Annotated in this window: 25 protein-coding genes and 1 pseudogene; 20 read left to right on the forward strand and 6 right to left on the reverse strand. The window is 60.1% G+C overall.

From position 1 onward, the window contains the following. Positions 1-101: 101 nt before the first annotated feature. Positions 102-803, reverse strand: coding sequence for a hypothetical protein (locus SB822_RS26975; protein ID WP_410856056.1), 702 nt, complete (start codon positions 801-803; stop codon positions 102-104). A gap of 815 nt (positions 804-1618) precedes the next feature. Further along, complete coding sequence (locus tag SB822_RS26980) at positions 1619-1963, reverse strand: hypothetical protein (protein WP_007741876.1); 345 nt, start codon at positions 1961-1963, stop codon at positions 1619-1621. 533 nt (positions 1964-2496) lie between these two features. On the opposite strand from SB822_RS26980, the gene SB822_RS26985 reads away from it, so the two are divergent. From SB822_RS26985 to SB822_RS26995, 3 genes and pseudogenes are all read left to right on the forward strand, one after another. Continuing rightward, the gene (locus tag SB822_RS26985) at positions 2497-4077 is read left to right on the forward strand and encodes an isocitrate lyase (protein ID WP_410856057.1); all 1581 of its coding nucleotides are present in this window, start codon (positions 2497-2499) and stop codon (positions 4075-4077) included. A 437-nt stretch (positions 4078-4514) separates the two neighbouring features. After that, positions 4515-4973: pseudogene (locus SB822_RS26990) on the forward strand (SDR family oxidoreductase); the annotation flags it as partial. 488 nt (positions 4974-5461) lie between these two features. Next, positions 5462-5680 (forward strand): hypothetical protein, encoded by a 219-nt coding sequence (locus SB822_RS26995; protein ID WP_007590192.1) that lies wholly within the window; start codon positions 5462-5464, stop codon positions 5678-5680. 112 nt (positions 5681-5792) lie between these two features. On the opposite strand, the gene SB822_RS27000 is transcribed toward SB822_RS26995, so the two are convergent. Then, complete coding sequence (locus SB822_RS27000; protein ID WP_007590193.1) at positions 5793-6029, reverse strand: hypothetical protein; 237 nt, start codon at positions 6027-6029, stop codon at positions 5793-5795. A 178-nt stretch (positions 6030-6207) separates the two neighbouring features. Between SB822_RS27000 and SB822_RS27005 the strand changes: the two genes are divergently transcribed. Further along, a complete protein-coding gene (locus SB822_RS27005; RefSeq protein ID WP_007590196.1) occupies positions 6208-6411 on the forward strand; it encodes a hypothetical protein in 204 nt (67 codons plus the stop codon). A gap of 650 nt (positions 6412-7061) precedes the next feature. On the opposite strand, the gene SB822_RS27010 is transcribed toward SB822_RS27005, so the two are convergent. Next, positions 7062-7274, reverse strand: a complete 213-nt coding sequence (locus tag SB822_RS27010; protein WP_079500870.1) for a hypothetical protein — start codon at positions 7272-7274, stop codon at positions 7062-7064. Next, positions 7271-7582 (reverse strand): DUF6966 domain-containing protein, encoded by a 312-nt coding sequence (locus tag SB822_RS27015; RefSeq protein ID WP_410856058.1) that lies wholly within the window; start codon positions 7580-7582, stop codon positions 7271-7273. The genes SB822_RS27010 and SB822_RS27015 overlap by 4 nt, the downstream gene beginning before the upstream one ends. Positions 7583-8507: 925 nt before the next feature. Here SB822_RS27015 and SB822_RS27020 point away from each other — a divergent pair. The 15 genes from SB822_RS27020 (at position 8508) to SB822_RS27090 (ending at position 24846) form a co-directional block, all read left to right on the forward strand. Next, a complete protein-coding gene (locus tag SB822_RS27020) occupies positions 8508-9551 on the forward strand; it encodes an NAD(P)-dependent alcohol dehydrogenase (RefSeq protein ID WP_007741897.1) in 1044 nt (347 codons plus the stop codon). Positions 9552-9618: 67 nt separating this feature from the next. After that, positions 9619-9897 (forward strand): hypothetical protein, encoded by a 279-nt coding sequence (locus tag SB822_RS27025; protein ID WP_122984813.1) that lies wholly within the window; start codon positions 9619-9621, stop codon positions 9895-9897. Continuing rightward, on the forward strand, positions 9894-10916 hold the full coding sequence (locus SB822_RS27030; protein ID WP_007741900.1) for a CobW family GTP-binding protein: 1023 nt from the start codon (positions 9894-9896) through the stop codon (positions 10914-10916). Before SB822_RS27025 ends, SB822_RS27030 begins: the two co-directional genes overlap by 4 nt. Further along, positions 10913-12007: a WD40 repeat domain-containing protein gene (locus tag SB822_RS27035; protein ID WP_410856059.1), complete on the forward strand. Its 1095-nt coding sequence runs from the start codon at positions 10913-10915 to the stop codon at positions 12005-12007. Before SB822_RS27030 ends, SB822_RS27035 begins: the two co-directional genes overlap by 4 nt. A 41-nt stretch (positions 12008-12048) precedes the next feature. Next, positions 12049-12252, forward strand: a complete 204-nt coding sequence (locus tag SB822_RS27040) for a hypothetical protein (RefSeq protein WP_007590206.1) — start codon at positions 12049-12051, stop codon at positions 12250-12252. Between the two features lie 654 nt (positions 12253-12906). After that, complete coding sequence (locus SB822_RS27045) at positions 12907-14577, forward strand: aromatic/alkene/methane monooxygenase hydroxylase/oxygenase subunit alpha (protein WP_007590207.1); 1671 nt, start codon at positions 12907-12909, stop codon at positions 14575-14577. Positions 14578-14636: 59 nt separating this feature from the next. Next, entirely contained in the window at positions 14637-15719 is a 1083-nt protein-coding gene (locus SB822_RS27050; RefSeq protein ID WP_410856060.1) for an NADH:ubiquinone reductase (Na(+)-transporting) subunit F, read from the forward strand. A 62-nt stretch (positions 15720-15781) separates the two neighbouring features. Further along, complete coding sequence (locus SB822_RS27055) at positions 15782-16867, forward strand: toluene hydroxylase (RefSeq protein WP_007590210.1); 1086 nt, start codon at positions 15782-15784, stop codon at positions 16865-16867. Positions 16868-16910: 43 nt separating this feature from the next. Further along, positions 16911-17264 (forward strand): MmoB/DmpM family protein, encoded by a 354-nt coding sequence (locus tag SB822_RS27060; protein WP_007590215.1) that lies wholly within the window; start codon positions 16911-16913, stop codon positions 17262-17264. Positions 17265-17343: 79 nt separating this feature from the next. Beyond that, positions 17344-18369 carry an amidohydrolase family protein gene (locus SB822_RS27065; protein ID WP_079487334.1) on the forward strand — a complete coding sequence of 342 codons (1026 nt, stop codon included), beginning with the start codon at positions 17344-17346 and terminating at the stop codon, positions 18367-18369. After that, positions 18366-19205, forward strand: coding sequence for a metal-sulfur cluster assembly factor (locus tag SB822_RS27070; RefSeq protein ID WP_410856061.1), 840 nt, complete (start codon positions 18366-18368; stop codon positions 19203-19205). The genes SB822_RS27065 and SB822_RS27070 overlap by 4 nt, the downstream gene beginning before the upstream one ends. Positions 19206-19249: 44 nt before the next feature. Beyond that, positions 19250-20887 (forward strand): molecular chaperone GroEL, encoded by a 1638-nt coding sequence (locus SB822_RS27075; protein ID WP_079487332.1) that lies wholly within the window; start codon positions 19250-19252, stop codon positions 20885-20887. Positions 20888-20978: 91 nt separating this feature from the next. After that, positions 20979-21185: a hypothetical protein gene (locus SB822_RS27080; protein ID WP_410856062.1), complete on the forward strand. Its 207-nt coding sequence runs from the start codon at positions 20979-20981 to the stop codon at positions 21183-21185. A 62-nt stretch (positions 21186-21247) separates the two neighbouring features. Further along, the gene (locus SB822_RS27085) at positions 21248-22567 is read left to right on the forward strand and encodes an Nramp family divalent metal transporter (protein WP_410856063.1); all 1320 of its coding nucleotides are present in this window, start codon (positions 21248-21250) and stop codon (positions 22565-22567) included. Between the two features lie 317 nt (positions 22568-22884). Next, positions 22885-24846, forward strand: coding sequence for a sigma-54-dependent Fis family transcriptional regulator (locus SB822_RS27090; protein ID WP_410856064.1), 1962 nt, complete (start codon positions 22885-22887; stop codon positions 24844-24846). 319 nt (positions 24847-25165) lie between these two features. On the opposite strand, the gene SB822_RS27095 is transcribed toward SB822_RS27090, so the two are convergent. Then, positions 25166-25396 carry a hypothetical protein gene (locus SB822_RS27095; RefSeq protein WP_410856065.1) on the reverse strand — a complete coding sequence of 77 codons (231 nt, stop codon included), beginning with the start codon at positions 25394-25396 and terminating at the stop codon, positions 25166-25168. Positions 25397-25474: 78 nt separating this feature from the next. Between SB822_RS27095 and SB822_RS27100 the strand changes: the two genes are divergently transcribed. Then, positions 25475-25762 carry a DUF1330 domain-containing protein gene (locus tag SB822_RS27100; protein WP_410856066.1) on the forward strand — a complete coding sequence of 96 codons (288 nt, stop codon included), beginning with the start codon at positions 25475-25477 and terminating at the stop codon, positions 25760-25762. Positions 25763-25899: the final 137 nt, after the last annotated feature.

Here is a 25899-nt window from a genome sequence, read left to right on the forward strand (position 1 = left end):
CGGTCGCTCGAAGTATGTATTATTCAATACTACCAGGTATCACTTTGCTGCAAACACCTTTTTATGACACAGTGAGACTAGGCGTGATTCGGCAATCCGCTTCAGCTCATCGGGAGTTGAAGCAGATTCAGCCACTGCTTGAGCAAATCAGCGGCTCTGTTTTCGTCTTTTGGGCCACCGTCGCCAAGCGTCAAACTCGTCGCGAGGTTAAGTATTGACCGGGGCAGCCCTCGCGCCGCCAAAGCCTCGAGGAGGTGACGGGCCACTTCCGGCTCTCGGGTTCGGTTGCCGCTTAGCAACTCATCAGCAAGCGATTCTACAAACCTCAACGAGCTCTCGTTTTTCGTTCCGTGTATGCCAGCGATGAGCGCTAGTTCGAAGTGGCCAACGGGATCGTGGGCGGCGTGTGCCAGCGTGCTCAGCGCGTCTTGGAAATTCAGATCATCCTTTGAGCCTGCGAACGGCGTTTGTGGCCGGTCCCCGCACTCTTCTTGCGCATGCGCGGCCGATGGTCGCCACCATCGGACAAAGTCGTCCGCGGATTCACCGTGAAGATCAACTAACGATGCGGCCAATTGCGACGCCTGATATACGCGCCTCTCGGTTACTGTCGCGCCGTCACATGCCTCATCGAGCGCGGAGGCTGCTTTGGTGCCCAGCTTGCTGTGGAGGTCGGCCCAGTCTTTATAGCCGAAGACCTCGGAGGTCACCTGTCGCGCCTGGGATTCCTTTAGCGAAAGGCGGTATTTGAGCCGATCGGCGGCCCGTGTCGGGATCGATGTGCTCTGAAAGTAGATACGCATGCCTTCTCCTAATCTCAGGGTGAGCAGAAACGGGAAACGGGGTCACATATTTTCCCGAACTCGGACCTGAAGTGACGAGCCGGCAGGTCCATCAAGAGGCTCCGTGTGCTGCGGGGCAACCTTAATGTGGCTAATCACGGACCGGCCATGATAGTTGTCGCACGGGGGGCAGTCATAATTGACAATCTACGCTTTTACCTTGGAAGCCGCCAATTCCCTTTCGCGGGCTCGAGCGGCCGGAGAGGGTCGTCTGCTGACCTCCCAACGGGAACCAAGCCGCCGTTCGAACTTGTCGCGGGGCCGACGTCGGCAATGCTGATCACAGCAGCCGTTGGCCGATGCTCGTGCCAACGGCGGGTTTGGCCGACAACTTGTCGACCAACTCGGAGAGGAGAGTGTCCGTTGCGCCCCGGAAGCTGTCATTGCGGCGCACGGAGCCAGGGTGACGGGTCAGGGTCGAGAGCGTGAATTCTCTGATGCGGGAAGCTGCCGTCCGGCTGCTCGGTGCCGCCAGCGTCAACAACCTGCCACGTTGCTGACATAGAACCCAGACCTCCCCAATGTCTGCAAAGGCCGATGACTTGTCGGCGAGTGCCGGCGCGGAATGACCGTTCCACTCCGCTAACAGCCATCGGTCATGTGCAGCAACGAACGGCTGGGATGGGTCGACACCGGTCCGATCACCGATCATCGCAAGCGTGATTGCCGTGATAAGGAGACAGTTATCACGGATTGACGGCCTCAGATCTTCTCGGGCGCACGTGCTACGCGCGAAAGATCGCGGCTCCATGATTGACATGCTGCCAGCGCACCTGTTAGTGGATCAGCGGATGAAGAGCGCTCATCGCACTTTCGCTCGAGGTGACACTGCGCTCGGAGATGCCCTGGTCGATTCGCCGGACATGGTTCACCAGTTCGAGAAGGCTTTCGACGCTGAACAAAGTGTCGTCGCTGTCATCGGCGTGCAGCAGGATTTCGCGGCACAGCAGATGAAGCTCCCAGACATAGAGTTCGAACCATTGCCCTTGGCGAACCGAAATTTTCACTACGCCTGAGACATCAGCCAAGCGCTGACAGGCCCAGATGCGCTCGAGGGATAAGCGCAGCGCGAGCGGTCTCAGCTGATTGCGGAACGGCTTGTACAGGTCGTAGATGCCCATTGGGTCCCCAGACGGGCAATGGACTGATCATACTGCGGCTGCTGGTGAAGCGAGTCGGCCAGTCGACCGAGCCGGATCGGGCAGTTTGGAACATTCAACACAGCTTTGTCGATCGTTGACACGAATGGCTACAGCTGAGCGATGTCCCCGCACGGTTAAAGCTGGCGGCTTCTGCAGCGCGTGTGATCGCGCGTCGGATCGGCTCTTCGAAAACAGACGTCTGCAAAATCATCCCGCTAGCGATCATTGGTCAAGACATCGGTGGCTGTCCCGTCTCCGGCAGCGAAAGTGCGTTTCACATTGCGGGATTTACATCGAGTTTCCGCGCGATCATCATTTTGCCGCTTGAAAACATGTTTTACATCGCAAAATTTGGAACGTATCTCCTTGAAATATAATAGTAAATTATGTCTTATGTCTTATATAAGACTCTGCCAAGACGGCGCTACTATCTAGTCATGCAGCTCGCTTCGAAAGACGTAGCGACACGCTGAATCATTTAGACAAACGCGCTTTGCTCTTAGGAGATACACATGGCCCAATATCAAGACGACATCAAGGCAGTTGCTGGTTTGAAAGAGAATCACGGCAGCGCCTGGAATGCCATCAACCCCGAGTATGCCGCGCGCATGCGTGCTCAAAACAAATTCAAGACGGGCCTGGACATCGCCAGGTACACCGCCAGAATCATGCGCGCCGACATGGCCGCCTACGATGCCGACCCGTCGAAGTACACCCAGTCGCTGGGCTGCTGGCATGGCTTCATCGGCCAGCAGAAGATGATCTCGATCAAGAAACACTTCAACAGCACCGAGCGCCGCTACCTTTACCTGTCCGGCTGGATGGTGGCCGCGCTGCGCTCCGAGTTCGGCCCGCTGCCGGACCAGTCGATGCACGAAAAAACCTCCGTCAGCGCGCTCATCCGCGAGCTGTACACCTTCCTGCGCCAGGCCGACGCCCGTGAATTGGGCGGCCTGTTCCGCCAGCTGGATGCTGCTGAAGGCCCTGCCAAGGCCGCCATCCAGGAAAAAATCGACAACCACGTCACCCATGTCGTGCCCATCATCGCCGACATCGACGCGGGTTTTGGCAACGCGGAAGCAACCTATCTGCTGGCCAAGCAGTTCATCGAAGCAGGCGCATGCTGCATTCAGATCGAAAACCAGGTGTCCGACGAGAAGCAGTGCGGCCACCAGGATGGCAAAGTCACCGTGCCTCACGAGGACTTCCTTGCCAAGATTCGCGCCATCCGCTACGCCTTCCTGGAGCTGGGCGTGGACGACGGCATCATCGTGGCCCGTACCGACTCTCTGGGCGCCGGCCTGACCAAGCAGATCGCCGTGACCAGCACGCCGGGCGACCTGGGCGACCAATACAATTCCTTCCTCGATTGCGAAGAGTTGTCGGCCGACGAACTGGGCAATGGCGACGTCATCATCAAGCGTGACGGCAAGCTGCTGCGTCCCAAGCGCCTGCCTAGTAACCTGTTCCAGTTCCGCGCCGGCACGGGCGAAGCACGCTGCGTACTGGATTGCATCACCGCGCTGCAAAACGGCGCTGACCTGCTGTGGATCGAAACCGAAAAGCCGCACATCGCCCAGATCGGCGGCATGGTCAGCGAGATTCGCAAGGTCATCCCGAACGCCAAGCTGGTGTACAACAACAGCCCTTCGTTCAACTGGACCCTGAATTTCCGTCAGCAGACGTATGACGCGATGAAGGCCGCGGGCAAGGATGTATCGGCATACGATCGCGCCCAGTTGATGAGCGTGGAATACGACCAGACCGAATTGGCGAAGCTCGCCGACGAAAAGATCCGGACCTTCCAGGCCGACGCGTCGCGCGAAGCAGGTATCTTCCACCACCTGATTACGCTGCCGACGTACCACACCGCCGCACTGTCGACCGACAACCTGGCGAAGGAGTACTTCGGCGACCAGGGCATGCTGGGTTATGTGGCCGGCGTGCAGCGTAAGGAGATCCGTCAGGGCATCGCCTGCGTCAAGCATCAGAACATGTCCGGCTCGGACATCGGCGACGACCACAAGGAGTATTTCAGCGGCGAAGCAGCCCTGAAGGCAGCAGGCAAAGACAACACCATGAACCAGTTCTGATACCAGCAATACCCCAAGCAAAACGCCGACCCAAGAGGGTTGGCGTTCCTTTATGCTGCGAGATAGCTCGGCCCGCCGATTCGCGGGCCTTTCTTCTTGGGTGCGCCATTTCCGGTTAAAAAGTCGGACGCCCGCAAATTGTCCAATTCACACTTCAAGTTTTGTCCTGCTGCGCCGTTAGCGCAGACATGGACAAAGAGACTGCTCAACAGATTGCAAGCGCCGCGCATCATGCTGCGCAGGCCATCGTCCGTACTCGCTTCGATCTTCCTGTCCCCCGTCAAGACCAACTATACAACCGCGTCTACCTTGGTCTGCTCGAAGCCTCTGCAGGGCAAGGAAACCTCGCCGAGTTACTGGCCGCTCTCGCTCGTCCGTAATATCCACCCACGAAATATGAAACGTTTTGCTGGCGTTATCATTCTGGCTCTGTTGACATCGCATCGCAATCCGGGCATCGTCTGCCTCCGCTGACGACGGAACAGAACAACGCCCTGGCGACGACGCCCGTTGAAGACCTTCTCAATCTGAAGCTACTTCGGCTCGATCAGGTGAAGGATTCTCTCCATGCCTATCAGCTATCCAAGCGGGCAAACTCTCTACGCGTGATGTTCGAGGCTGTTCGTTGGGGCAAGCGCGGCGCGCGGGTCAATACGATTAGTCCCGGCATCATCATGACTCCGCTGGCGAAAGACGAATTGTCTGGTCCACGCGGCGCAGGCTATCAACGCATGATCGACGGCTGCCCGGCGAAACGTGCTGGCACGCCGGACGAGGTTGGAAATGTTGTGGCGCTGCTGATGGGGCGCGAAGGCGCTTTCATCACTGGCAGCGACGTTCTGATGGACGGTGGTGTCACCGCATCGTACTGGTTTGGAGAACTGGCGCCTCAATAGCGGTCGCTGCCGCGACGTCCGTCCTCACGACACGTTGACTCTGGTCGGAGCCGGGGCAGTGAAAGACGCCCAGGTCGCGCAGCACTACACCTGCACGCGATGCGGCGCCGCATTTGCGCGTATCCTCAAAGGCGAGCCGCGAAAACAAGTCTGGGTGCTGCTGAACGCGGGGCAACATTGAGCTGGAGCGCGCGCCCTTGCTAACAAGCTGCTTAAAGAACAAGAGTCCTGAATTGCCGCGCCGACCCTCGGAGGCAACCACCCAAGCGGCGCAAACGGCGGCGGAGATAGCCATGTGGACTTGCCGAAACTGCAATGCGCGCTTCTCGTTCAATCAGGTCGAAGCCCAAATCGACGAAAGCGGATTCTTTTTTATTTGTCGCGACTGTGACTACCGAAATAACCTGGTGAACATGGGTCCAGATGCGGCGGGCCGGCCGCAGCTTATCCAGCGCGACGACAAGTAGAGCAACTTTTCGGAGGCGGCCATGCAATTCGACTATAGGGAGTTTCACATCAACGCGTCGCCTCTTGATGAAGGCGGCCGTTACTACGCTCGAGCAAAGATCTACCGGCGCGCCTCGGCGACCGGAGATTCCGTCGAAGTGAAATATTCGGGCGACCTCGGTGACTATCCCTCCGACGCGGACGCGATCGAAGCGGCGCAGCGTTGGGCGATGCAGTGGTGCGACAACAACTCCGGATAGGGCACGGGTACGGATTCCTCGAAACGGCTCAGATTTGCCGATGATTCGGTCTCCGTGAGCCGGCTTCGGAAAAGCGCCGCGAAACGGCCTCGCGCCAGTACTTTCTGTTCGTTCATGCTGTCGTTGTCCTTGCGGTTAGATCGGTCGCCGCACATGTGGTCGACCAGTGCTTCGTCGCCTTCCGTTTGTTGGAGGTCGAGCGGAATCTGTTTCGCGTAGAACGCTGCTTCGTGCTGCAGCTCCGCGGAGGGCGATCGATCGTTTCTTCGCGCTCCTTGCCAGTGTTCTGGTACGAAACGATGCAGTCATCGGGCAGGCCGCCGTTCGCTTCGAGGATCTGATGCAGCATGTAGCCGCTCGTGCGGCCGCAACTGAATCAAATCTGCGTGGCTCCGTCGATGACGTATGGATCGCTCATATGCTGGTGCTCTTTATCAGGTTGCGCAGCCACGGCGCGGCGTATGGGTCGATCTCGTTGTAATAGGCAGTCATGCTAGGATTTATCCAAAACCCGTGGCGAGACTGTCATGACCAGCAACAATTTCTCGTACAAAGAAGTCACCTATAGCGTTTATGTGACGCAACAAAAGGACGGAAGGTGGGACTGGGCATACACGTTGACGAAGCCGCCCATCTACTGGAAAAACCCTGAAACGCCAGCGGCAACCCCAGAGCAGGCGATCGAAGAGGCGCGTTTCGACGCGGAGCGTCGGATCGATGCGATGAAGTGAGCCGTTGAAAATGACGCGGAGGTCTGGTTGTCTGCCAAACGCGTCTCGCTTGATTGGTTTGAAAGCATACGGCTATGCCGTGTGTCCGTAGAACTCGCAACGACCGTTTGGGCTATCGAACTGCTGCAGGACGCTGGCGAACTAGCAATGCTATTCACCGACGGGGGGGCGACTGGATTATCAGTCTCCGATTGTTCGCGGAATACACGACAATTGCGTCGCGAGGTTGGCGACGTGGCGCTATGAGATGTAGCCTGCCGTCGCCGCGATTTGTCACGTAGGGTTGTCGGAAGTCGACCCCGTAAGGGACCTTCGTCGTATCCAGCAGCGGCCATTCAAATATTGCATCATTGCCAGCATAGTCAACAAAAGTGATTGCTTACCGACCGATCCACGTCCCCAGAAGAGATCAACACAGGATGCTCCGAGCTATTTGATGCGTGGTGCGAACGTCGTGCCGTTCGCCCTTTGCGACATCTGCTCTCCGCATGGCCACTGACAAGTGGCCTAACGGACGATTGGGGTGCGCTTCGCGATGCTTTACGAACAGTGCGAGCAGATTGTCGTGCGGAGATTCCCAATACGGAACTTGGCCGAGTTGAGGACTTAATCCGCGCTGTCGAATTCATCGTCTTTCGGTAATGACTTGCCTATTGACCAGCATCGCCAGAAATCCAGGTTCGAACGACGACATCAACAGTGGCCGCAACAGTATTCCAATCGTCAGGATCGAGACCGTGTGCGTCGATCCCGTTCAGCGCTTCTGCAGCCAATTGCTCCGAGCGGGCAGCCGACATGTTAAAGCGCTCTTGGATGAGCCTCGCCGTTCTTTGCAAGGTTTCCGAGCTGTAACGCTGAGTCATTTCGATTTTCCCGTTCTCAGTCTCCTCGCAAGATCGTAAATTTCGCTACGAAGCTTATCGAAAAGCCCCTTGTCGCACACGTCGAGCAGCACTCCGGCGCCACCATTACTTCGCTGCAAAACGACGTCGTTCAGGCTCCCCATTCCTCCGTATGCGGAAAGCAAATGTTCGAGTCCATAGCCATCCAAAGAGCGAATCAGCCTCGCGTCCTTGGTCAACCATTCCGCGCATCGAACCTGTCCGTAGGAGGGAAGCAGTGCTTCCGCCTGATCAAGCATTTGGGCAAGAGCGTCTATTTCTGAAGGCATTAACGTTCCTCAACATTGAGGGTTGCTGCAAGTGTGATGCTTTATCCAAACGCAGGAGCAAGCCGATTGTCAACGACCTAGGCCACGTTGGCGAGTGCCCGTTTCTGGAGTCTTACGCTTTGAGCGTTAGGCGCTCGCCGCCGCTCGACAACAATTGCGCAACAGAAGCCGAAGGTTCCGTGTCAGCAAATAGTCGATCGTATCGGAGCACAAAAGCGGTTCTGCTATCCGATTGACTTCGTTGGTCACGTAGATTGTCCGGCCCGTAAGAGCGCGCTGCCGCTCCGGCCGACGAGACATAGAAGCGTATGCAACTATCTTGCGCGCGCGGTTCTATTCCATCACGTCAGAGACTTGGGATGCGCAACGTCCCAATTTAAAACACATGCGGCGCTCTGGGGTCTTCCAGGCGTCCGATTTTGCGACATTGGTCAGCGGCGTTGCAGAGTCACGTTTGTCATCCACGTGTGGTTTCCCTTGCGCTTCATGTCAATGGCGCCGCATGTGGCGATTGCGTCGTCATTGGCACAGACGTTGCATGATGACCGACTCGAGAAAGATCGCAAGAGTTGTAGGGAACGAGAGTCCGGCAGTTATTTCCACCCAACGCTGAAACTCGAACCTTGCTTGTCGAGTGCAGGCAGTCGGGGCGGAAACTAATGGGTGCTGCTTTCGCTCCAGCATGGATTGACATGTACGCACTGTCCGTCTGCACGGGGTCGCCGACAGTAAGTGGGCGTCATTTCATCTCCCGGAAGGATGGGCTGACGGTGTCCTGATTGCGTCGGATCTTCTGTGCGCCGCAGTCGGGGCTCCCGTCTTCACAAAGATCGAGATACATCGTGATAACAATCCTGACTCACGAAGAGGCGATCCCAATGGTCCGCAGGTCGCCCGTTCAACGCCTGCCTGGAGGAGATACAACGTGAAAGCTGCTGTCCTGCATCAGTACGACGAGTCGTTGAGCCGCGACGAGTTCGTGCGCTACGAAGATGTCGCCGATCCGAAGATCGAACGAACTACGGACGTTATCGTGCGTATCGGTGGCGCTGGTGTCTGCCGGACTGATCTGCACGTGGTGGAGGGTATCTGGCGCAGCAAAGTGGACGTGGCGCTGCCCTATATCATGGGGCATGAGAATGCCGGCTGGGTCGAAGCGGTGGGAAGTGGTGTCGAGAGCGTGAAGGTTGGCGATGCGGTGATCTGCCATCCGCTGGTGACAAGCGGGCATTGTCTTGCATGTCGGCGCGGCGACGATATGCATGCGACGGACAGCCGGTTTCCCGGCATCAACGCCAACGGCGGCTACGCCCAGTACCTGTTGACGGGCGAACGCTCACTGATCAGGTTGCCGAAATCGCTTGCGCCGAAGGACGTCGCGCCTTACACCGACGCCGGGCTGACTGCGTATCGCGCTGCCAAAAAGGCATCGCGTCATCTGCTGCCGGGTCAGTTCTCAGTGGTGATCGGCGCCGGCGGTCTGGGACACATCGGCATCCAGGTGTTGAAGGCTTTGTGCGCGGCCGAAATCATTGTGGTCGACCGCTCCGACGTCGCGTTGCAACTTGCGAAGGAATGCGGTGCGCACCACACGATCAAGGCCGACGGCCACGAGGTGGCGAGCGTTCTGGAGTTGACGGGCGGCAACGGCGCAGAGGCGGTCATCGACTTCGTCGGCGAAGGCGATGCGATTGCCAAGGGCCTCGCGATGACCCGCAACGCCGGGTTCTACTACATCGTCGGCTATGGCGGGAAGATCGAGTTGCCGACGATCGACATGATCACCAGCGAGAAGACCATTGTTGGCAACCTGGTCGGCACCTATCCCGAACTCGTCGAGTTGATGGCGCTCGCCGATCGTGGACTGGTCCATCTGGCCACCCGCGAATACCGTCTGAGTGAGGCGAACCAGGCGCTCAAAGACCTGCACCATGGCAAGGTGAAGGGCAGGGCTGTGCTGATTCCGTAGCGGATAGGTCTTAAGGGGAACGGCCGTGATATCACAGAGAAATATAACGCCCCTATTTTTCGAGCGCGTGCGTCTGGTCATCGCATTGACCGACGTCAACTCCCGACACTTGCGCGGCGAGAGCCGTCGCGCGGGCGCGGAGATCGAACTGGCGTGTGCGCTGGAATCCGGGAAGCGCGAAGGCGCGTCGCCCGATGAAACGCACGATATCGCGCAATTACGGGAGCGACTGCGCGATGCCGAGCGCAGCTTGCAGGCGATCGAATCCGAGCGTGGCCGGCTCGAGAGCGAACTGGCCGATTTCGACGCGACGGTGCCGCGTGCGAACGGGCGGGACTGGCAATGAACCGGATCCCGATTACGGTTCTCACCGGGTTTCTCGGCGCCGGCAAGACCACGCTTCTCAATCGCATTCTGCGCGAGCAGCATGGCCGGCGCTATGCGGTGATTGTCAACGAGTACGGCGCGATCGGTATCGATGGCGGCCTGGTCGTGGGCGCTGAAGACGAGGTCGTCGAACTGAACAACGGTTGCGTCTGTTGCAAGGTGCGTGGTGATCTGATCCGCGTGGTGTCGGGGCTGATCAGGCGCAAGAGCGGTTTCGACGGGATCCTGATTGAAATGTCCGGCCTCGCGGACCCCGCGCCCGTCGTTCAGACGTTCTTCGTCGACGACCTCATCCGTCAACACACCCGGCTCGACAGCGTGATTTGCGTCGCGGATGCCTGTCATCTACATATGCATCTGGCCGATAGTCGGGAGGCAGCGGAGCAACTCGCACAAGCTGACGTCGTGCTGCTCAATAAGGCCGACCTTGTCGGCACAGCGGAGCTCGCCTCGGTGAAGGAGGCCATCCACCGCATCAACCCGACTGCCGAGATGCTGCAGGGCGTCAGGTGCGCGGTTGCGCTTTCGACGCTGCTCGATCGCGGTGCGTTCGATCTCAAGCGTCTGCATCTGGCCGCACCCCAACCTGGAGGCAGCGAGTTTGCGCGCGGCGAGCGCAGCTGGCGCTATGTTCCAGTCAATCCGCGTGCGGCTGTCGATCTGGGACGGCACAGTCACGGGATAGACAACGTGTCGCTGCGCGTCGATACACCTCTCGAGCGCACGCGCTTCCTCTCGTGGCTGCAGCAGCTGGTGGTCGAACAAGGCCGGGACCTGTTGCGGACGAAAGGTATTGTCGACCTCGCGGGATCGGAGCGCCGCTTCGTGTTTCACGGGGTGCACATGACGATGGACACCGATTTCGACCGGCCATGGCGAGCCGACGAACATCGTGACAGCCGTTTGGTGTTCATCGGTCGGAACCTCGACCGGCGCGACCTGCGCGAGAGCATCCGATACTGCGAGATCGACTCATGAACGCACCGCCGACTCTGATCGACCTGCTTGGGGCGCGCTGGATAACAGAGGCCCCTGTGGTGGCGGCTGTTTGGGACGCCGCGGGCCAATACGCCGGATTCGCACTGGGCGACGGCACGCTGGCGCTCGCTGCCGGCACGTGGGACGGTGGCCCGCGACTCACGCCGCGCGAGCACGGCGGTGTCGAGTTCACGCAAGCGCTAGCGCCACCCGCACCGCTGAGACGTTTCAGCGTGCACGACGGCACCTGTCTCGCGCTGGCCGCCAGTTGCGCAGGTGGCTTTCTCAGCGGCGGCGACGACGGCCGGCTTGTCCACCTCGCCGCCGATGGCGCCAGCGAAGTACTCGTGGATACGGGCGGCGAATGGATCGACCTCGTGACGACCCGTTCAGCCGGAGGCTATGCCTATGCAACCGGCCGCCGCGTCCACTTGTCTGGGACGAAGCCGGAGGTGCTGACGTTGCCCGGTTCGGCGACCGCGCTTGCCTTCGATACGGACGGCGCGCAGTTGGCCATCTCCCATCATGGCGGAGTCACGCTATGGTCCGCTGACACGCATGAACATTGCCGTCTGACGTGGCCCGGTTATCACCGCACCGTCGCGTGGAGCCCGGACAGCCGCTATCTGGTGAGCGGCATGGAGGAGAACGCGCTGCACGGATGGCGTCTCTCCGACGTCGGCGACATCGAAATGGGTGGCTATCCTGGGCAACCGCGCTCACTGTCGTTTTCCGCGGACGGTCGCTTTCTCGCCACAAGCGGCGGATTGCGTGCCGTCTGCTGGCGCTTCGATCCGCCCGGCCGCGACGGACAGCCGCATGAGTGCGGCATGGCGGGCAAGACGCCCGTCAGCCAGGTTGCCTGTCACCCCGCGCATCCGCTGATCGCGGTGGGTTATCACAACGGTGCGGTGCTGCTATGTCAACCGGGCAGCAATGATGCGCTCTTCATCAGGAATCCCGGTCGCGGTCCTGTTAGCGCGATCGCCTGGTCGCCCGACGGAGAACGCCTCGCGCTCGGTACGGAGGAGGGCGAACTCGCTCTGGTGTTCTTGCCGGATGTGTTGTTCCGCTTCCGCAGTGCGGCGTAAACGCGCAGCGAGAGGCATCACATACAACGAAGGAGACGACGATGAACGACCCACACCCGTCCAAGGATCTGTTTTTCGAGCGGTTGGGCGCGCTCGCCGACGCGATGATTGCAGCCTACGGCAAGGACTTCGCGATGGGCGCGCTGGTTCTCGCTGCACGCTTCGTCGCCGAGGGCAGGCAACCTGCCGACACTTCTCCCGGCATGAACTATCAGGGAGAAAGCCGGCGAGGCGTTGCCCCGTAGCTGCTTTGTGTCTGAGCACGTTGCAGGCGTGCTCTGACGCGTGGAGTCGTACACCGGCATCTAGCAGGTTCGTCTGGTTGAAACAGGGCGTCCGGAGTGTAATAAGGATTACGTATCTGTTCTTCAGCGGACCGCTAGTGAAGCCGATGGTGCGTGACGATCAGATTCAGGTTTAAAGACATCGCGGCCTGCGCATTAAGCCGGCGATGCGTAGAAGGGGAAACAGGCGCCGCGACGGATTAGAAGCGTCCCAACATCGGACAGGTCTGGCGAACACGAATGTCGCATAACACGACAGAGAAGGCTCGCAGAGGATTGCTTAGAGCTTCTTCAGGCCGCCGAGCCTTGTCAATCACGATGCGCAACGACATGGCACGCTTATCGCTCTTTGGGCTGATGTCGACAGGAAAGCGTTGACGTCCCGAAGCACGAAATGAAAACGACAGGAGGCACGTTCATGAAGAACGGATCTGGACACCCGTGCTTTCAACTTTGCTCCCGCCAATTTTCGCCAGCGGCTGCGGCCACGTTTTCGTGTAATTGACTACGGCCGCGGCATCAGCCGACCACTGCCTTTAGTGGCCTTGCGCTAAGCGGCCCTGCCCGAAGTATCGCCGTTCGACGGTAATCGTGAAGTGGAACCAGGAGAGCCCAATGTCTGATGGATTAACGCTCAATAAGATCACGTCCCAGCGTGGAATCAGTATCGGTGAGGCTGCCCGCCGCGTCGCCGATCTCGGCTGGACGCCCAGTTATGTCCAGGAAGCGATGACCTTCCCGACGGACTACAAGATCAGCAAGGCGCCGCGCGACCCGATGAAACAGGTGCTGCGCTCGTACTTCCCGATGCAGGAGGAAAAGGATAACCGCGTCTATGGCGCGCTCGACGCGGCGTTGCGCGGCGACATGTTTCGCAACGTCCAGCCGCGCTGGGTCGAGTGGATGAAGCTGTTTCTGGCAATCATCCCTTTCCCGGAAATTTCGGCGGCGCGCTCCATGGCAATGCTCGGCCGGCTCGCGCCGGGTGAAGAGTTGCGTACCGGCTTCACGATGCAGATGGTCGACGAATTCCGCCATTCGACGATCCAGATGAATCTGAAGAAGTGGTACATGGAAAACTATATCGATCCCGCCGGGTTCGATATTACGGAAGCGGCATTCGGCAAGTGCTATGCGACCACCATCGGCCGTCAGTTTGCGGAAGGTTTCCTGACGGGTGATGCGGTGACGGCAGCCAACGTGTTTCTGCAGGTTGTTGCGGAGACGGCCTTTACCAACACGCTGTTCGTGGCGATGCCTTCGGAAGCCGCGCGCAACGGCGACTATGCTTTGCCGACGGTCTTTCTGTCGGTGCAGTCCGACGAGAGTCGGCATATCGGCAACGGCCATTCCCTGGTGATGTCGATCATCAACGACCCGGACAATCACCTGTTGCTGGAGCGCGACCTTCGCTATGCCTTCTGGCAAAACCACGCGATCGTCGATGCGGCAATCGGCACGTTCATCGAATACGGCACCGCGGATCGCGACAAAAACAAGGAATCGTACGCCGAGTTGTGGCACCGGTGGATCTACGAGGATTACTACCGCACCTACATGCTTCCTCTGGAAAAGTACGGCATCAAGATCCATCACGACGATGTCGCCGCTGCATGGGATCGCATCGTCAAGCAGAACTATGTCCACAAGGTCGCGCAGTTCTTTGCCGTCGGCTGGCCGGTCAACTTCTGGCGTATAGAAGCGCAAACCGAAAAGGACTTCGAGTGGTTCGAGCACAAGTACCCCGGCTGGTACGCGGAATTCGGCGACTTCTGGAAGTGGTATGCAAAGAAGAGCGTGCCCGGCGAGACCAACATGCTGTTCGACCAGGAGAACGGCTATGTGTATCCGCATCGCTGCTGGAGTTGCCTCGTGCCATGTCTGATTCGCGAGGACTTCGTCGTCGATGAAGTGGACGGTCAGCTGTACACCTACTGCTCCGAGTTGTGCCGCTGGACCCACAAGGTCGCGTTCGCTTCCGAATACGAGGGGCGTCCGACGCCTGCTATGGGACGCTTCAGCGGACGCCGCGAGTGGGAAGAGTGCTACCACGGCTGGGATCTCGCCGATTGCATCAAGGATCTCGGTTTCGTGCGCAGCGACGGCAAGACGTTGGTACCACAGCCGCATCTGCGGTTCGACGACAAGAACATGTGGACGCTGGACCACGTCAAGGGACACACGATCCAGAGCCCGATTGTTCTGCTGCGTGGCATGACACCGGAGCAGCGTGAGAAGCACATTGCCGACTATCGCGCCGGGTTCAGGATCAACCCGGTGAACTGACTCAGCGACGTCGTCCGGAACAGGTGATGCGCCTGTTTCGGGCGTGTCAGGAGCGCACGATGAGCGACACGCAAGAGAAGGGGAGCGACATGCCGGATGCGGGCGACGACAAGGTATTTCATACCGTGCGGTTCGAACCGGTCGGCGTCGAAATGACGGTCGCGGAAGGTGAGACCGTGCTCGATGCGGCTTTCCGTCAGGGCATCTCGGTGATGCATGGCTGCAAGGAGGGGCAGTGCAGCAGTTGCAAGTCGCTGCTGGTCGAAGGCGATGTCGAGATGAAGAAGTACTCGACATTCGCGTTGCCTGATTATGAGCGCGAGACCAATCACATTCTGTTGTGCCGGACACTCGCCTACAGCGATCTGACGGTCGAACTGCTCAACTACGATGAAGACCTGATGCGCCGTTCGATAGCGGTCGGCGAATTCGACGCGACGCTGACGAGGATCACCGCGCTGACACACGACATCCGGTTGCTGGAAGTGGATCTGTCACGGCCACTGCGCTTCTGGGCTGGGCAATATGTGGACCTGACGCTTCCGGGCCCCGGTATTACGCGGTCTTTCTCGATGGCCAGCACACCGAACGGTGAGAGGAAAGTCGAATTCATCATCAGGAAGTACCCGAATGGCGCGTTCTCGTCGCAATTGGACGGCGGCCTGAAGGCCGGCGACAGGCTGGTGGCCAAGGGACCATACGGCACCTGTTTCCGGCGTGAAGACCAGCCGGGACCGATGGTGCTGGTTGGGGGAGGGTCAGGGATGTCCCCGCTGTGGTCGATCCTCAACGATCACCTGGAAAGCGGCGAGCAACGGGCGATCCGTTTTTTCTACGGCGCGCGAAGTCGTCGCGACTTGTTCTATCTGGACGAGTTCGCGGAACTCGAAAATCGGCTGCCCGACTTCCGCTTTATTCCGGCACTGTCGGACGCTGAACCGGGCGACGACTGGACCGGCGAGACGGGTTTCATCCACGAGGTGCTAGGCCGCACATTGCGTGAGGAATCGCTTGAAGGGGAGATCGACGCGTACACCTGCGGACCACCGCCGATGATCGATGCGGTGATACCGGTCCTGCAGATGGCGGGTGTCTCGCCCGAGCGGCTCTATTTCGACAAGTTCACCCAGGCCATTCGCTGACTGGCGCGTTGCCGGCGCCCCCAATCGAAGTTCCGATAACTGAAGGACGAAGGAGGACCAACATGAGCACGTTGCCAGAGCAATCAGCACCGGTGAAGTCAGGCGCCGCCGGCGCGGCCCAGTTTGCCGGCTGGGAGAGCCGCAAGTACAACTACTTCGAGCCGAAGGGGCGCAAGGCGACCCACTACGAGGACATGACCGTCGATGTTCAGCCCGATCCGAAGCGCTATCTGCTTCAGGACTGGATCCTCGCGTTCGCGGATGGCACACCGACCTACTCGGAAACGTGGACGGCAGCGCAATGTACCGACTGGCACAAGTTCCGCGCAGTCGACGAAGAGTGGGAACGTACGCACTATCAGCGGCAGTCGACGATCGTCGGAATGATCACAACCGCCGTCAACAACGCCCGGCGATCGGGTGCGGTGAAGCGTTTCGACAAGACCTGGGTCAAGGTGCTGGAGCAGCATCTGGGCGCATACAAGCATGCGGAGTTCGGTCTGGGCACCTCAACCATGCATGCGCAGCGCTACGGCTACACGCAGATGATCAACAGCGCGATTCTGACGAACGCATCGTACAAGCTGCGGTTCGCTCAGGACTTGACTCTCTACCTCGGCGAGATCGCACTGGACCTGCCAAACGTGGATCTCGACGCCGGCAAGGTGCATTGGCTGACCGATCCGATCTGGCAGGAAACGCGGCGGGCGGTCGAGGCTATCGGCGGCGCGACTGACTTCCTCGAAAAGTACTTTGCAGTGAACGTCGTATTCGAGCCGCTGGTTGCCGATCTGTTTCGTAGCGGTTTCATCATGCAGGTGGCCGCTGCGCAGAACGACTTCCTGACACCCACGGTGGTGTCCGCAGCAGAGGGCGACTATGAGCGCAATCTGGCCAACGCTGTTGAACTGTTCCATATGCTTGCCAACGATCCGAAGCACGGCGAAAGCAACCGCAAGCTGTTCGGCGAATGGCTCGAAAAGCACGGCGCGCTGGCCTCTTCCGCAGCGAAGCAGCTTCAGCCGATCTGGTCGATCCCGCATGTCAAAACGGCGCAGTTCAACGATTGTCTGAGCAACTCGATCGAGCGGGCCGAGATGATCGCCAGAGAAATCGGCATCCACTTTCCATTGGCAATTCAGGCCTGAGCGGTTTCCTGCCCATACGACCTAACCGCAAGAGGAGTACGCAATGTCAGTGCATACCGACAATATCTTCAAGTCGATGAAGGACGTTCGCTTCGAGCAGACGATTTCCCATCAATGCGGCGTCACGATGAATGACAGCGTCGAGGCGCGTGCGATCGCCGAACTGATGGGCCACAAGCCCGGCATCACGGTGACTTATCTGCCCGCGATGATTCGCATCGATGGGCAGGGCAAGATCGAATTCAAGATGGGTGAGATCAGCGAAGCGCTAGGTCGCGAAATGACCCCGCATCTGTTCGAGATATCCACTTCGACCCACTACGGGCGAATGGTGATGATCGATGACGAGACGGTCGTCCTGTTCGGCAATATGGACGACGCGATGGCCTACGAATGAGCACGCCGTGCCACCTCGAATCGCGGCCGGCCGCCTGCCTATGCGGAAGGCCGCGCACACAACCACGGAGACAATAGCCATGTATCGAACCACAGACGGTGAAGAGATTTTCATCATCGACGGACACGTCCACCTATGGGACGGCAGCAAGGCCAACGTGAAAAACGTACATGGCCAGCAGTTCATCGATTGCTTCTATGCGTATCACTCGAACCTGAGCCCGAAGGAATACTTGTGGCCCAAGGACAAGTTCGACAAGTACGGCGAGGAAGCCATGTATGAAGACCTGTTCGTCACGGGTTATGACGATATGGCGATCTGTCAGCCGACCTATCTGATCGACTTCTACAAGAACGGTTTCAATACGACCGAAAGCAACTATGTGCTGAAGAAGAAGTACCCGCACCGGTTCATCGTCAATGGCGCATTCGATCCGCGCGACGGCGAGGCGGGTCTCGATCGCCTGGATGAGCTTTCCGAACTCTACAAGATCCAGGGGGTCAAGCTCTATACGGCCGAATGGCGCGGCGACAGCAAGGGCTACAAGCTGTCGGACCCAGGCGTGCAGCGATACCTCGAACGCTGCGAGAAGCTGGGCATCCGCAACATCCACGTCCACAAGGGCCCGACTATCCTGCCGCTGAACCGCGACGCGTTTGACGTTGCCGATGTCGACGACGCGGCCACCAGCTTCCAGAACCTGAACTTCATTGTCGAACATTGCGGCCTGCCGCGTCTTGACGATTTCTGCTGGATCGCGACGCAGGAAACCAACGTCTACGGTGGTCTCGCGGTGGTGTTGCCGTTCATTCACACCCGTCCCGAGTACTTCGCGCATGTGATCTCGGAACTGCTGTTCTGGATCGGCGAGGACAAGATCCTGTACGGCAGCGACTACGGTATCTGGTCGCCCAAATGGCTGATCGAGAAATTCATGGCGTTCGAGTTGCCGGAAAGCGTGAGCAAGGAAACGGGCGTTCAACTGTCGCTTGCGGCCAAGAAGAAGATCCTCGGGCTCAATGCGGCGCGGCTGTACGGCATCGACGTCGACGCGCAGAAGAAGCTGCTCGTTGAGACCCGGCAGCCGGTGCCGGTCGGCGTATGAGCATCATGGCCGCAAGGCCCGCCGCCGATCGGTCCGCGCAAGTATGGGCCCAGCTCCAGTCCGTCACCGATCCCGAACTGGACGAACCGGTGACCGAGCTGGGTTTTGTGACGCGTGTCGACGTGGATGCAGCCGGGGGCGTCCAGATTGGTTTCCGGCTGCCGACGTACTGGTGCGCCGCCAACTTCGCGTACCTGATGGCCGACGACATGCGCCGCGTCGTAGCAGGCTTGCCGTGGGTGACGAAGGTCACGGTTGGGCTGGGCGAGCATATGTACGCCGACGCAATCAACCGTGGCGTGGCGGCGGGCCTGTCGTTTCAGCACACCTTTGGCGATGAGGCCAGCGGCGAACTTGAAGAAGTCCGCCGAACGTTCCTGATCAAGGCCTTTCAGCGGCGGCAGGAAGCCCTGCTGACGTCTCTGCTCGAACACGGCCTTGAACCTGCGGTGGCGGTGCGCATGAAGGTCGCGGAACTCGCTGAACTGCCGGACCATCTCGCCAGCCCGCGGCTCCTCGGCCGCTATCTGGAGCGGCGCTTTGTCGTCGCGCACCACGCCAGCGATGCGGCGCGAGCCAACGAACTGGCCTTCGTCGACAGCAGCGGCGCATCGCTCGATGCCGACGGACTGCCCGGCTACCTGCGTGCGCTGCGGCGGATCGGCGTCAACGCGGAATTCAACGGCGCATTGTGCCGGGGCTTGCTGGCGGCGCGTTACGGAGACGCAGGCGCGCCGCAGGGCGACATCAAACCGGTGCGCTTCGTTCGTGCCGGCGACTTGAAGCGCGACGACGGGTTTGCACAGACGACCGGGAAGACAGCCGGGTCCATTTGAAATAGAGAGCGATCCAGAATAACTGGGACAGGAGGAGCAGGATCATGCCGAACATCATGCTGCATGACGACGAGGCTCGTTTGGCGCTGGGCCGCGGAGTCGCGAAGCTGGCCAAGGCGGTGCGGGGTACGCTCGGCCCTCGCGGGATGAACGCCATCATCGACCGGCCGATCGGCTCGCCGATCATCTCGCGCGACGGGGTGAGCATCGCCAACGAAATCGAACTGGAAGACCCATTCGAGAATATCGGTGCGCAGGTGGTGCGCGAAGTGTCGAAACAAACCAACGAGGTTGCCGGCGACGGCACGACCACGGCCACCGTGCTCGCCGACGCATTGGTCCAGGACGGGCTGGCGTGCCTTGCCGAGGGCGCCAACCCCGTTGAACTGGTGCAGGGGCTGGAGATCGCGGTGGACGAGGTGATCGCGGCGCTCAAGCGTGCCGCGACGCCGCTGCGCGGCACTGAAGAGGTCTGCGCGGTTGCCGTGGTCGCAGCTAATGACGAAGTCACCGGCAAGATGGTTGCCGAAGCGCTGGAGCGCGTGGGCCCCGATGGCATCGTCGACGTCGAGTACGGCACCACCGTCGAAACGCGTCTGGAAGTCGTCGACGGGATGGCATTCGATCGCGGCTACCTTTCCCATCACATGGTCACGGACATCGAAAGAATGCAGGTGGTGCTCGATAACCCACTTATTCTGATGACCGACCAGCGGCTGCAGTCGCTGGAAGAAGTGGCGGCGCTTCAGGCGCTCGCTTCGCAGAGCAAGCGCCCGTTGCTGATCATCGCAGAAGAGGTCGCGCCCGCTTGCGTCATGACCTTGCTCGCGTGGCGGGACAAGGGCGGCGGTCCCGTCGCGGCGATCCATCCGCCGGAGTACGGGCATTGGCGCAAAGCGATGCTCGAGGATATCGCCATCGTCACGGGCGGACGGGTGATCGCGCGGGATCTGGGTGGCAGGCTCGAAGCCACGGAATTGCGCGATCTCGGCAGCGCGCGGCAGGTCCGCATATCGTCGAACCAGACCATCATCTCAGCCGGCGGCGGCGATCCGGGCGCCGTCGCCGCGCGTCGCCAGCAGGTGGCGCGCCAGTATGAGATGGCCCCCGAGAATGTGGAGCGGGACAAGTTTCAGGTGCGCCTCGCCAAGCTATCGGGTGGCACTGCGCTCATTCTGGCGGGCGGAGCAACGCCCGTCGAACAGAAGCGCCGCCTTCATCTGATCGAAGATGCGATCAACGCGGCGCGCGCGGCGATCGCCGAGGGCGTCGTGCCGGGAGGCGGGATGGCGCTGCTGCGGGTGTCCTCCGAACTCGAAGGCGTCATTGCACGGACGCATGGCAGCAGGCAGCAGGGCGTGAGGTTGCTGCAACGCGTGCTCGCGAAACCGCTGTATCACATCGCGACGAATTGCGGCCTTGACGGAACTGCGATCGTCGGCGAAGCGGTGCGAGCGAAACCCGACATGGGCCTCGATGCGCGCACGGGTTCGTTCGTCGATCTGAAGGCGGCCGGCATCATCGATCCTGTGAAGGTCAGTTACAGCGCGGTGCGCAACGCGGCCTCGGTCGCCGGACTCATCCTCACCACGCAGACGCTGATTGCGAAAAAGCCGGACACGATCGATCCTACTGCGGGGCCGGCGCTAGGCGCGGGGGCCGAATTGCTCGGCCGCAAGTAGTCGCACGGCAACCGGTTTTCGCGTCGAAGACCGGCTAAAGAAAGGGCGTGCCCGGCGTGGATCGGGCGGCCACCCATGGAAGGAGACAGCAATGGCTATGAAACTGGCCTCACACGACAATACACGGGCGCCGACGGTACGCCGCGTGGGCGCGATGTCAGCGCCCCGCCTGCTCAAGCTCACATTGGGCTGGTCAATTACGCTCTGGGGCGCGGTTCTTCTGATGACCGATGTGAGCGCAGCGAGCACTCCGCTGTTGCGCAGCCTCGTCGACGCAATCCGAAGCGCGATCGCGTGAACGCCATGCCTGCCTGCTGAACGGGGCACGCCTATGACTTTGACGAGCAAGGAGCGACGACCTTGGACGATCGCGTGCGCGGCGTAGTCGAACCGACGACCCTAACCGGACGCACGACGCTTGCGGTAAGAGAAATATTGGACGGCCGCCGCCGCGGTGCGCGGATGCTTCTGCCGTTCGCGGGACCGGCCGTCGTGGTCTCCGTTGCATATATGGACCCGGGCAACTTTGCGACGAACATTCGCGCGGGCGCCCGCTACGGATATGCGTTGCTGTGGGTCGTACTGCTGGCGAACCTTATCGCCATGCTGTTTCAGTCGTTATCGGCGAAACTCGGAATCGTCACCGGGCGAAACCTTGCAGAACTGTGTCGTGAGCGGTTCCCGAAACCGGTTGTGCTTCTGATGTGGGGCGTAAGCGAAATCGCCGCGATGGCAACCGATCTTGCCGAGTTTCTCGGTGGCGCAATCGGGCCGTCGTTGCTGTTTCACATGCCGTTGCTTGCCGGCATGATGGTCACGGCGGTCGTGACGTATGGTCTTCTGCTGTTCGAGAACGCCGGTTTTCGACCGCTCGAACTGGTAATCGGCGCGCTGGTCGGGATCATTGGCTTGTCCTATCTTGCCGAACTGTTCATCACGCCGGTTGGCTGGCCGGATGCTTTCGCGAATATGTTCTCCGTCCAGGTGCCCGACGCGGATGCGCTGATGATTTCCGTCGGCATCGTAGGTGCGACCGTGATGCCGCACGCGCTCTTTTTGCATTCGGGGCTGACGCAACATCGTGCTTCCGTCAGGACCGAGCTAGAGCGCGCAAGACTGCTGAAATTTTCGAACATCGAGGTCGTTATCGCATTGACCATTGCCGGCCTGATCAACATCGCGATGGTCATCATGGCGGCGGGTGCATTTCACGATGGGCATCCGGACGTTGCGGAGATCGAGAGCGCGTATCACACGCTGGCGCCGCTATTAGGCTTTGGGGCGGCGGGCATATTCCTTTTATCGCTGATTGCGTCGGGCATCTCGAGTTCCGTAGTCGGCACGATGGCGGGCCAGATGATCATGCAAGGGTTCGTCGGTTTTCGAATTCCGCTGTGGCTGCGCAGAGCCGTGACCATGGTGCCGAGTCTCGTCGTCGTTGCGCTTGGCACCAATGCGACCCATGCGCTCGTCATCAGTCAGGTTGTGCTGAGTCTTGCGTTGCCGCTGCCGATGGCGGCGTTGGTCTGGTTGACATGCCGCGAGGATGTGATGGGCAGGTACAGGAATCGCAAGTGCGTGGCCGTGCTTGCGACGCTGGCGGCGCTCGCGGTCCTGTCGTTCAACGTGATACTGGTGCTGCAGACGTTCGGCGTCGACATTGCCGGGCTGCCACATTGATGCACCGCCAACTAACGCAACTATAAAGAGATTGATATTGGACGTGGCTCTGTCGGCAGGCAAACAGACAGCAAAATCTTGAGGCAGCGATGCCCGGCGGGTTTTCGCGAACTGACTGGATGAAGATGTAGGCCTATACTGTTCAGCGATCGCGATGCCGGGTTGCTTTATCCAACACCGAAAAACCTAAGGCGCGACATTCCTGCGAGGCACGTCGAAGGCTGCCCTAGAGCCGCTTCTTCGCTGTCTGACCGCATAGGAGGAGAGTTGTGGCGAGACACCAGCATGGCATGTCGGGTCTAGGCGACCACGCTACTATGCGCAGCATAGTAGCCAACGCGCAGCGTGCGAACGCCCGTCACTCCGACAGGGTCACGATGCTTGCATGGGAGCGTTTTCTTGCGGGCGAGGCGTCGACGTCCGCTCCCTCGGCTCTGATCGACTCCTGGCAACGCAGTTTGCGATCAGGAGTCAGCCCCACAGCGGGATCCGCACCGTTCGCGGTACATGGCGACGCACTCGCGGCGTTGTCCTGGCGCCATCGTGAGTTGTTGGCGGCCTCCGAGCGTCTTTTCACTGTGACCGCGGATCTTTTCGCCGATTCGCATTCGATGCTGCTGCTGACCAATCAGGACGGTGTCATCCTTAAGGCTGCAGGCGATCTGCGTACACTGGCAGCTGGCGAGAAAATCCATTTAACAGTTGGCGGCGACTGGCGTGAGGACCAGGCCGGGACCAACGGCATCGGCACCGCGCTCGCCACCCGTCAGCCGACTTACATCCATGGTTCGGAACACTTCTGTGAAGGCATCAAGTCGTGGAGTTGCGCAGCGGCGCCCATCTGCGAACCGGGAACGGGCGCGATTATGGGTGTGCTCGACATTTCCGGACCGCCTACCACTTATCACATCAATAACCTCACCCTGGCGGTGACGGCAGCGCGCCAAATCGAAATGGTGCTGGCCGAGCAGGCGGCATGCGAACATATGCGGCTGCTGGCCTTCTGCCTGCAGCGTTTGTCGTCATCCGACGCAACCGGGATGATCGCGATCGATCGCGCAGGTCGGCTCGTGCATACGACTGGCCGCGTGTCATTGCCGGTCGGCATCGGAGAGCGCTTCCCCGGTATGGATGAGAGCTCCGCGGTGGAAGACTGGGCGCGGCACTTGCCCGAAGGGTTGCGTAGCGAATGGTTCAACCCGGTTGTCGTGGATGGCAGCACGATCGGCGCGATGCTGGTGGTTCCCGCGCGGGCGCGGTCCGTCAGCGCACGGATTGCCGAGCGAAGTGGCGAGGCCGATCCGCAGCGCAGCTGCTTCGCACAGATCCAGGGGCAAAGTACAGCGATGCAGGCCGCCGTCAAGCGTGGGCGGCAGCTTGCACGCAGACGGGTGCCCGTCCTGATCGAGGGGGAAACCGGCGTCGGCAAAGAGCTGTTCGCGCGCGCGATACATGGCGAAGAAGGGGGTGGCGGACCTTTCGTCGCTTACAACTGCGGAGCCGCATCGAAAGAACTGATCGCCAGCGAACTGTTCGGCCACGTGCGCGGCGCTTTTACCGGCGCCACTGCAGAGGGGCGCCCTGGCCGGTTTGAACTGGCTCATGGAGGCACACTATGCCTCGACGAAATTGGTGAGATGCCGCTCGAACTACAACCGGTCCTGTTGCGCGCGCTCGAAGAGGGCGTCATTTATCGGCTGGGGGACACGCAGCCGCGACATGTTGACGTGCGCCTGCTGGCGATGACCAATCGTAATCTGCGCGAAGAGGTCGAGTCGGGCCACTTCCGCCGCGATCTCTATTACCGTATCAGCGTCACGCGCCTGCGCATTCCGCCGCTGCGCGAGCGGGACATCGATATCGATCTGCTCGTCGAGCATTTCAACCGGCGTCTTGCTCAGCGCCACGGCGTTGCCGAGCGGCGATTGAGTGCCGAGATCATGGCGGTGCTGCGTGCCTATTCCTGGCCGGGCAACGTGAGAGAGATACGCAATGTGATCGAGAATCTGTTGTTGACGTCCAACGAGGAAGTGGTATCGCTCGACGAGTTACCTGCTGAGCTACTCGACGAAACGGCGACTGTCAGCGTTGTCCCGCCATTGCCCGATCAGTCGACAAGTTTGGAGGACACCGAGCGTCTGGCCATCGCCCGCGCCGTGCGCAGCGCGGGCGGAAATCTTGCGCAGGCCGCCCGGGCACTCGGTGTGTCACGCAGCACGCTCTACCGCAAGCTTGAGCTCTATCGACTGGACGGTATCGTCAAGCCGTTCGGCGGATGAGCATCGCGGTGGCGCGCATTGCCCTCGCGATTGTAAGCCGCTACCGTCATGGCGCACCTTCAATCGCCAAAGTGGTCCGTCAGATAAGCCGCCGTGCATCCGCCCGCGATGCGCGTCAACCCTCCCGGCGTGCAGCACGCGACGCTGGCGCCCGGCCCGAGCTCGATGACCCAGTCGCTTCGCGCATGTCGACACCACTGACGTTGTAGCGTTCCGGATCGATACCAAGCTTGTCCCTGCAGTACCGCGCCTGGCATGTGAAGACGGTTCCGATGCAAATAGGTAAGCCGGTTGGTAATTTCCATATAGGCAGGATACCTTATCGATCGGACGAGGCCGCATTCCATGCAGCGCGCGCCGCGGCATCCTTGAGGCCGAGCTCCGCGAGATCGAACTTGCCTTTGCGAATGCGATGCGTCAACTCGATGTTTGAAATCGTGGCCGCGGCGCTCCTGAACCGTTTGAAGCCGAGCATCACATTCGTTCTGGATTTGATGTGGCGACGGGATCGGGTGATTCTCTTGCCCAGGTGTCGGCTCGACATCTGCACCGACGTTGCATATCGAGGCCCGATGCGGTTTTATGGCATCATCGTGTGCACCTTCACACCACCGCAGGAGCGTACGTCATGGCAACTTATATTGTCTTCACGAAGGAAAGCACGCAGGATCAGGGTGAACTCGACATCTATCAAAGCGAGGTGGGCGAGACCTTCAAAGGTCATCCTGTCAAGATTCTCGCTGCCTACGGACCTCAACAGGTTCTTGAGGGCGAAGCGCCTGAGGGCGTCGTGATCGTGGAGTTTCCGTCGACTGCGGCCGCGCGTGCGTGGTACGACAGCCCGGCGTATCAGGAAGTCGCACAGCACCGGTTCAAGGGCGCACGCTATCGCGCCGTTCTTGTCGAAGGCGTGTAACGATAGGTGGCGACGCTCGGGCGCGTCGGGATCAGCGGGCCTTGGCAGATTTACGAAACATCGACGCGGTAATGGTGCCAGCCACATTCAATCCGTTCACCCGGTGACACCATCTGCAACGTCGTGCCTAGAAGGGG

Origin of the sequence: Paraburkholderia sp. SIMBA_054 (genome assembly GCF_046534875.1) — a bacterium.
Classification (GTDB): Bacteria; Pseudomonadota; Gammaproteobacteria; order Burkholderiales; family Burkholderiaceae; genus Paraburkholderia; species Paraburkholderia hospita.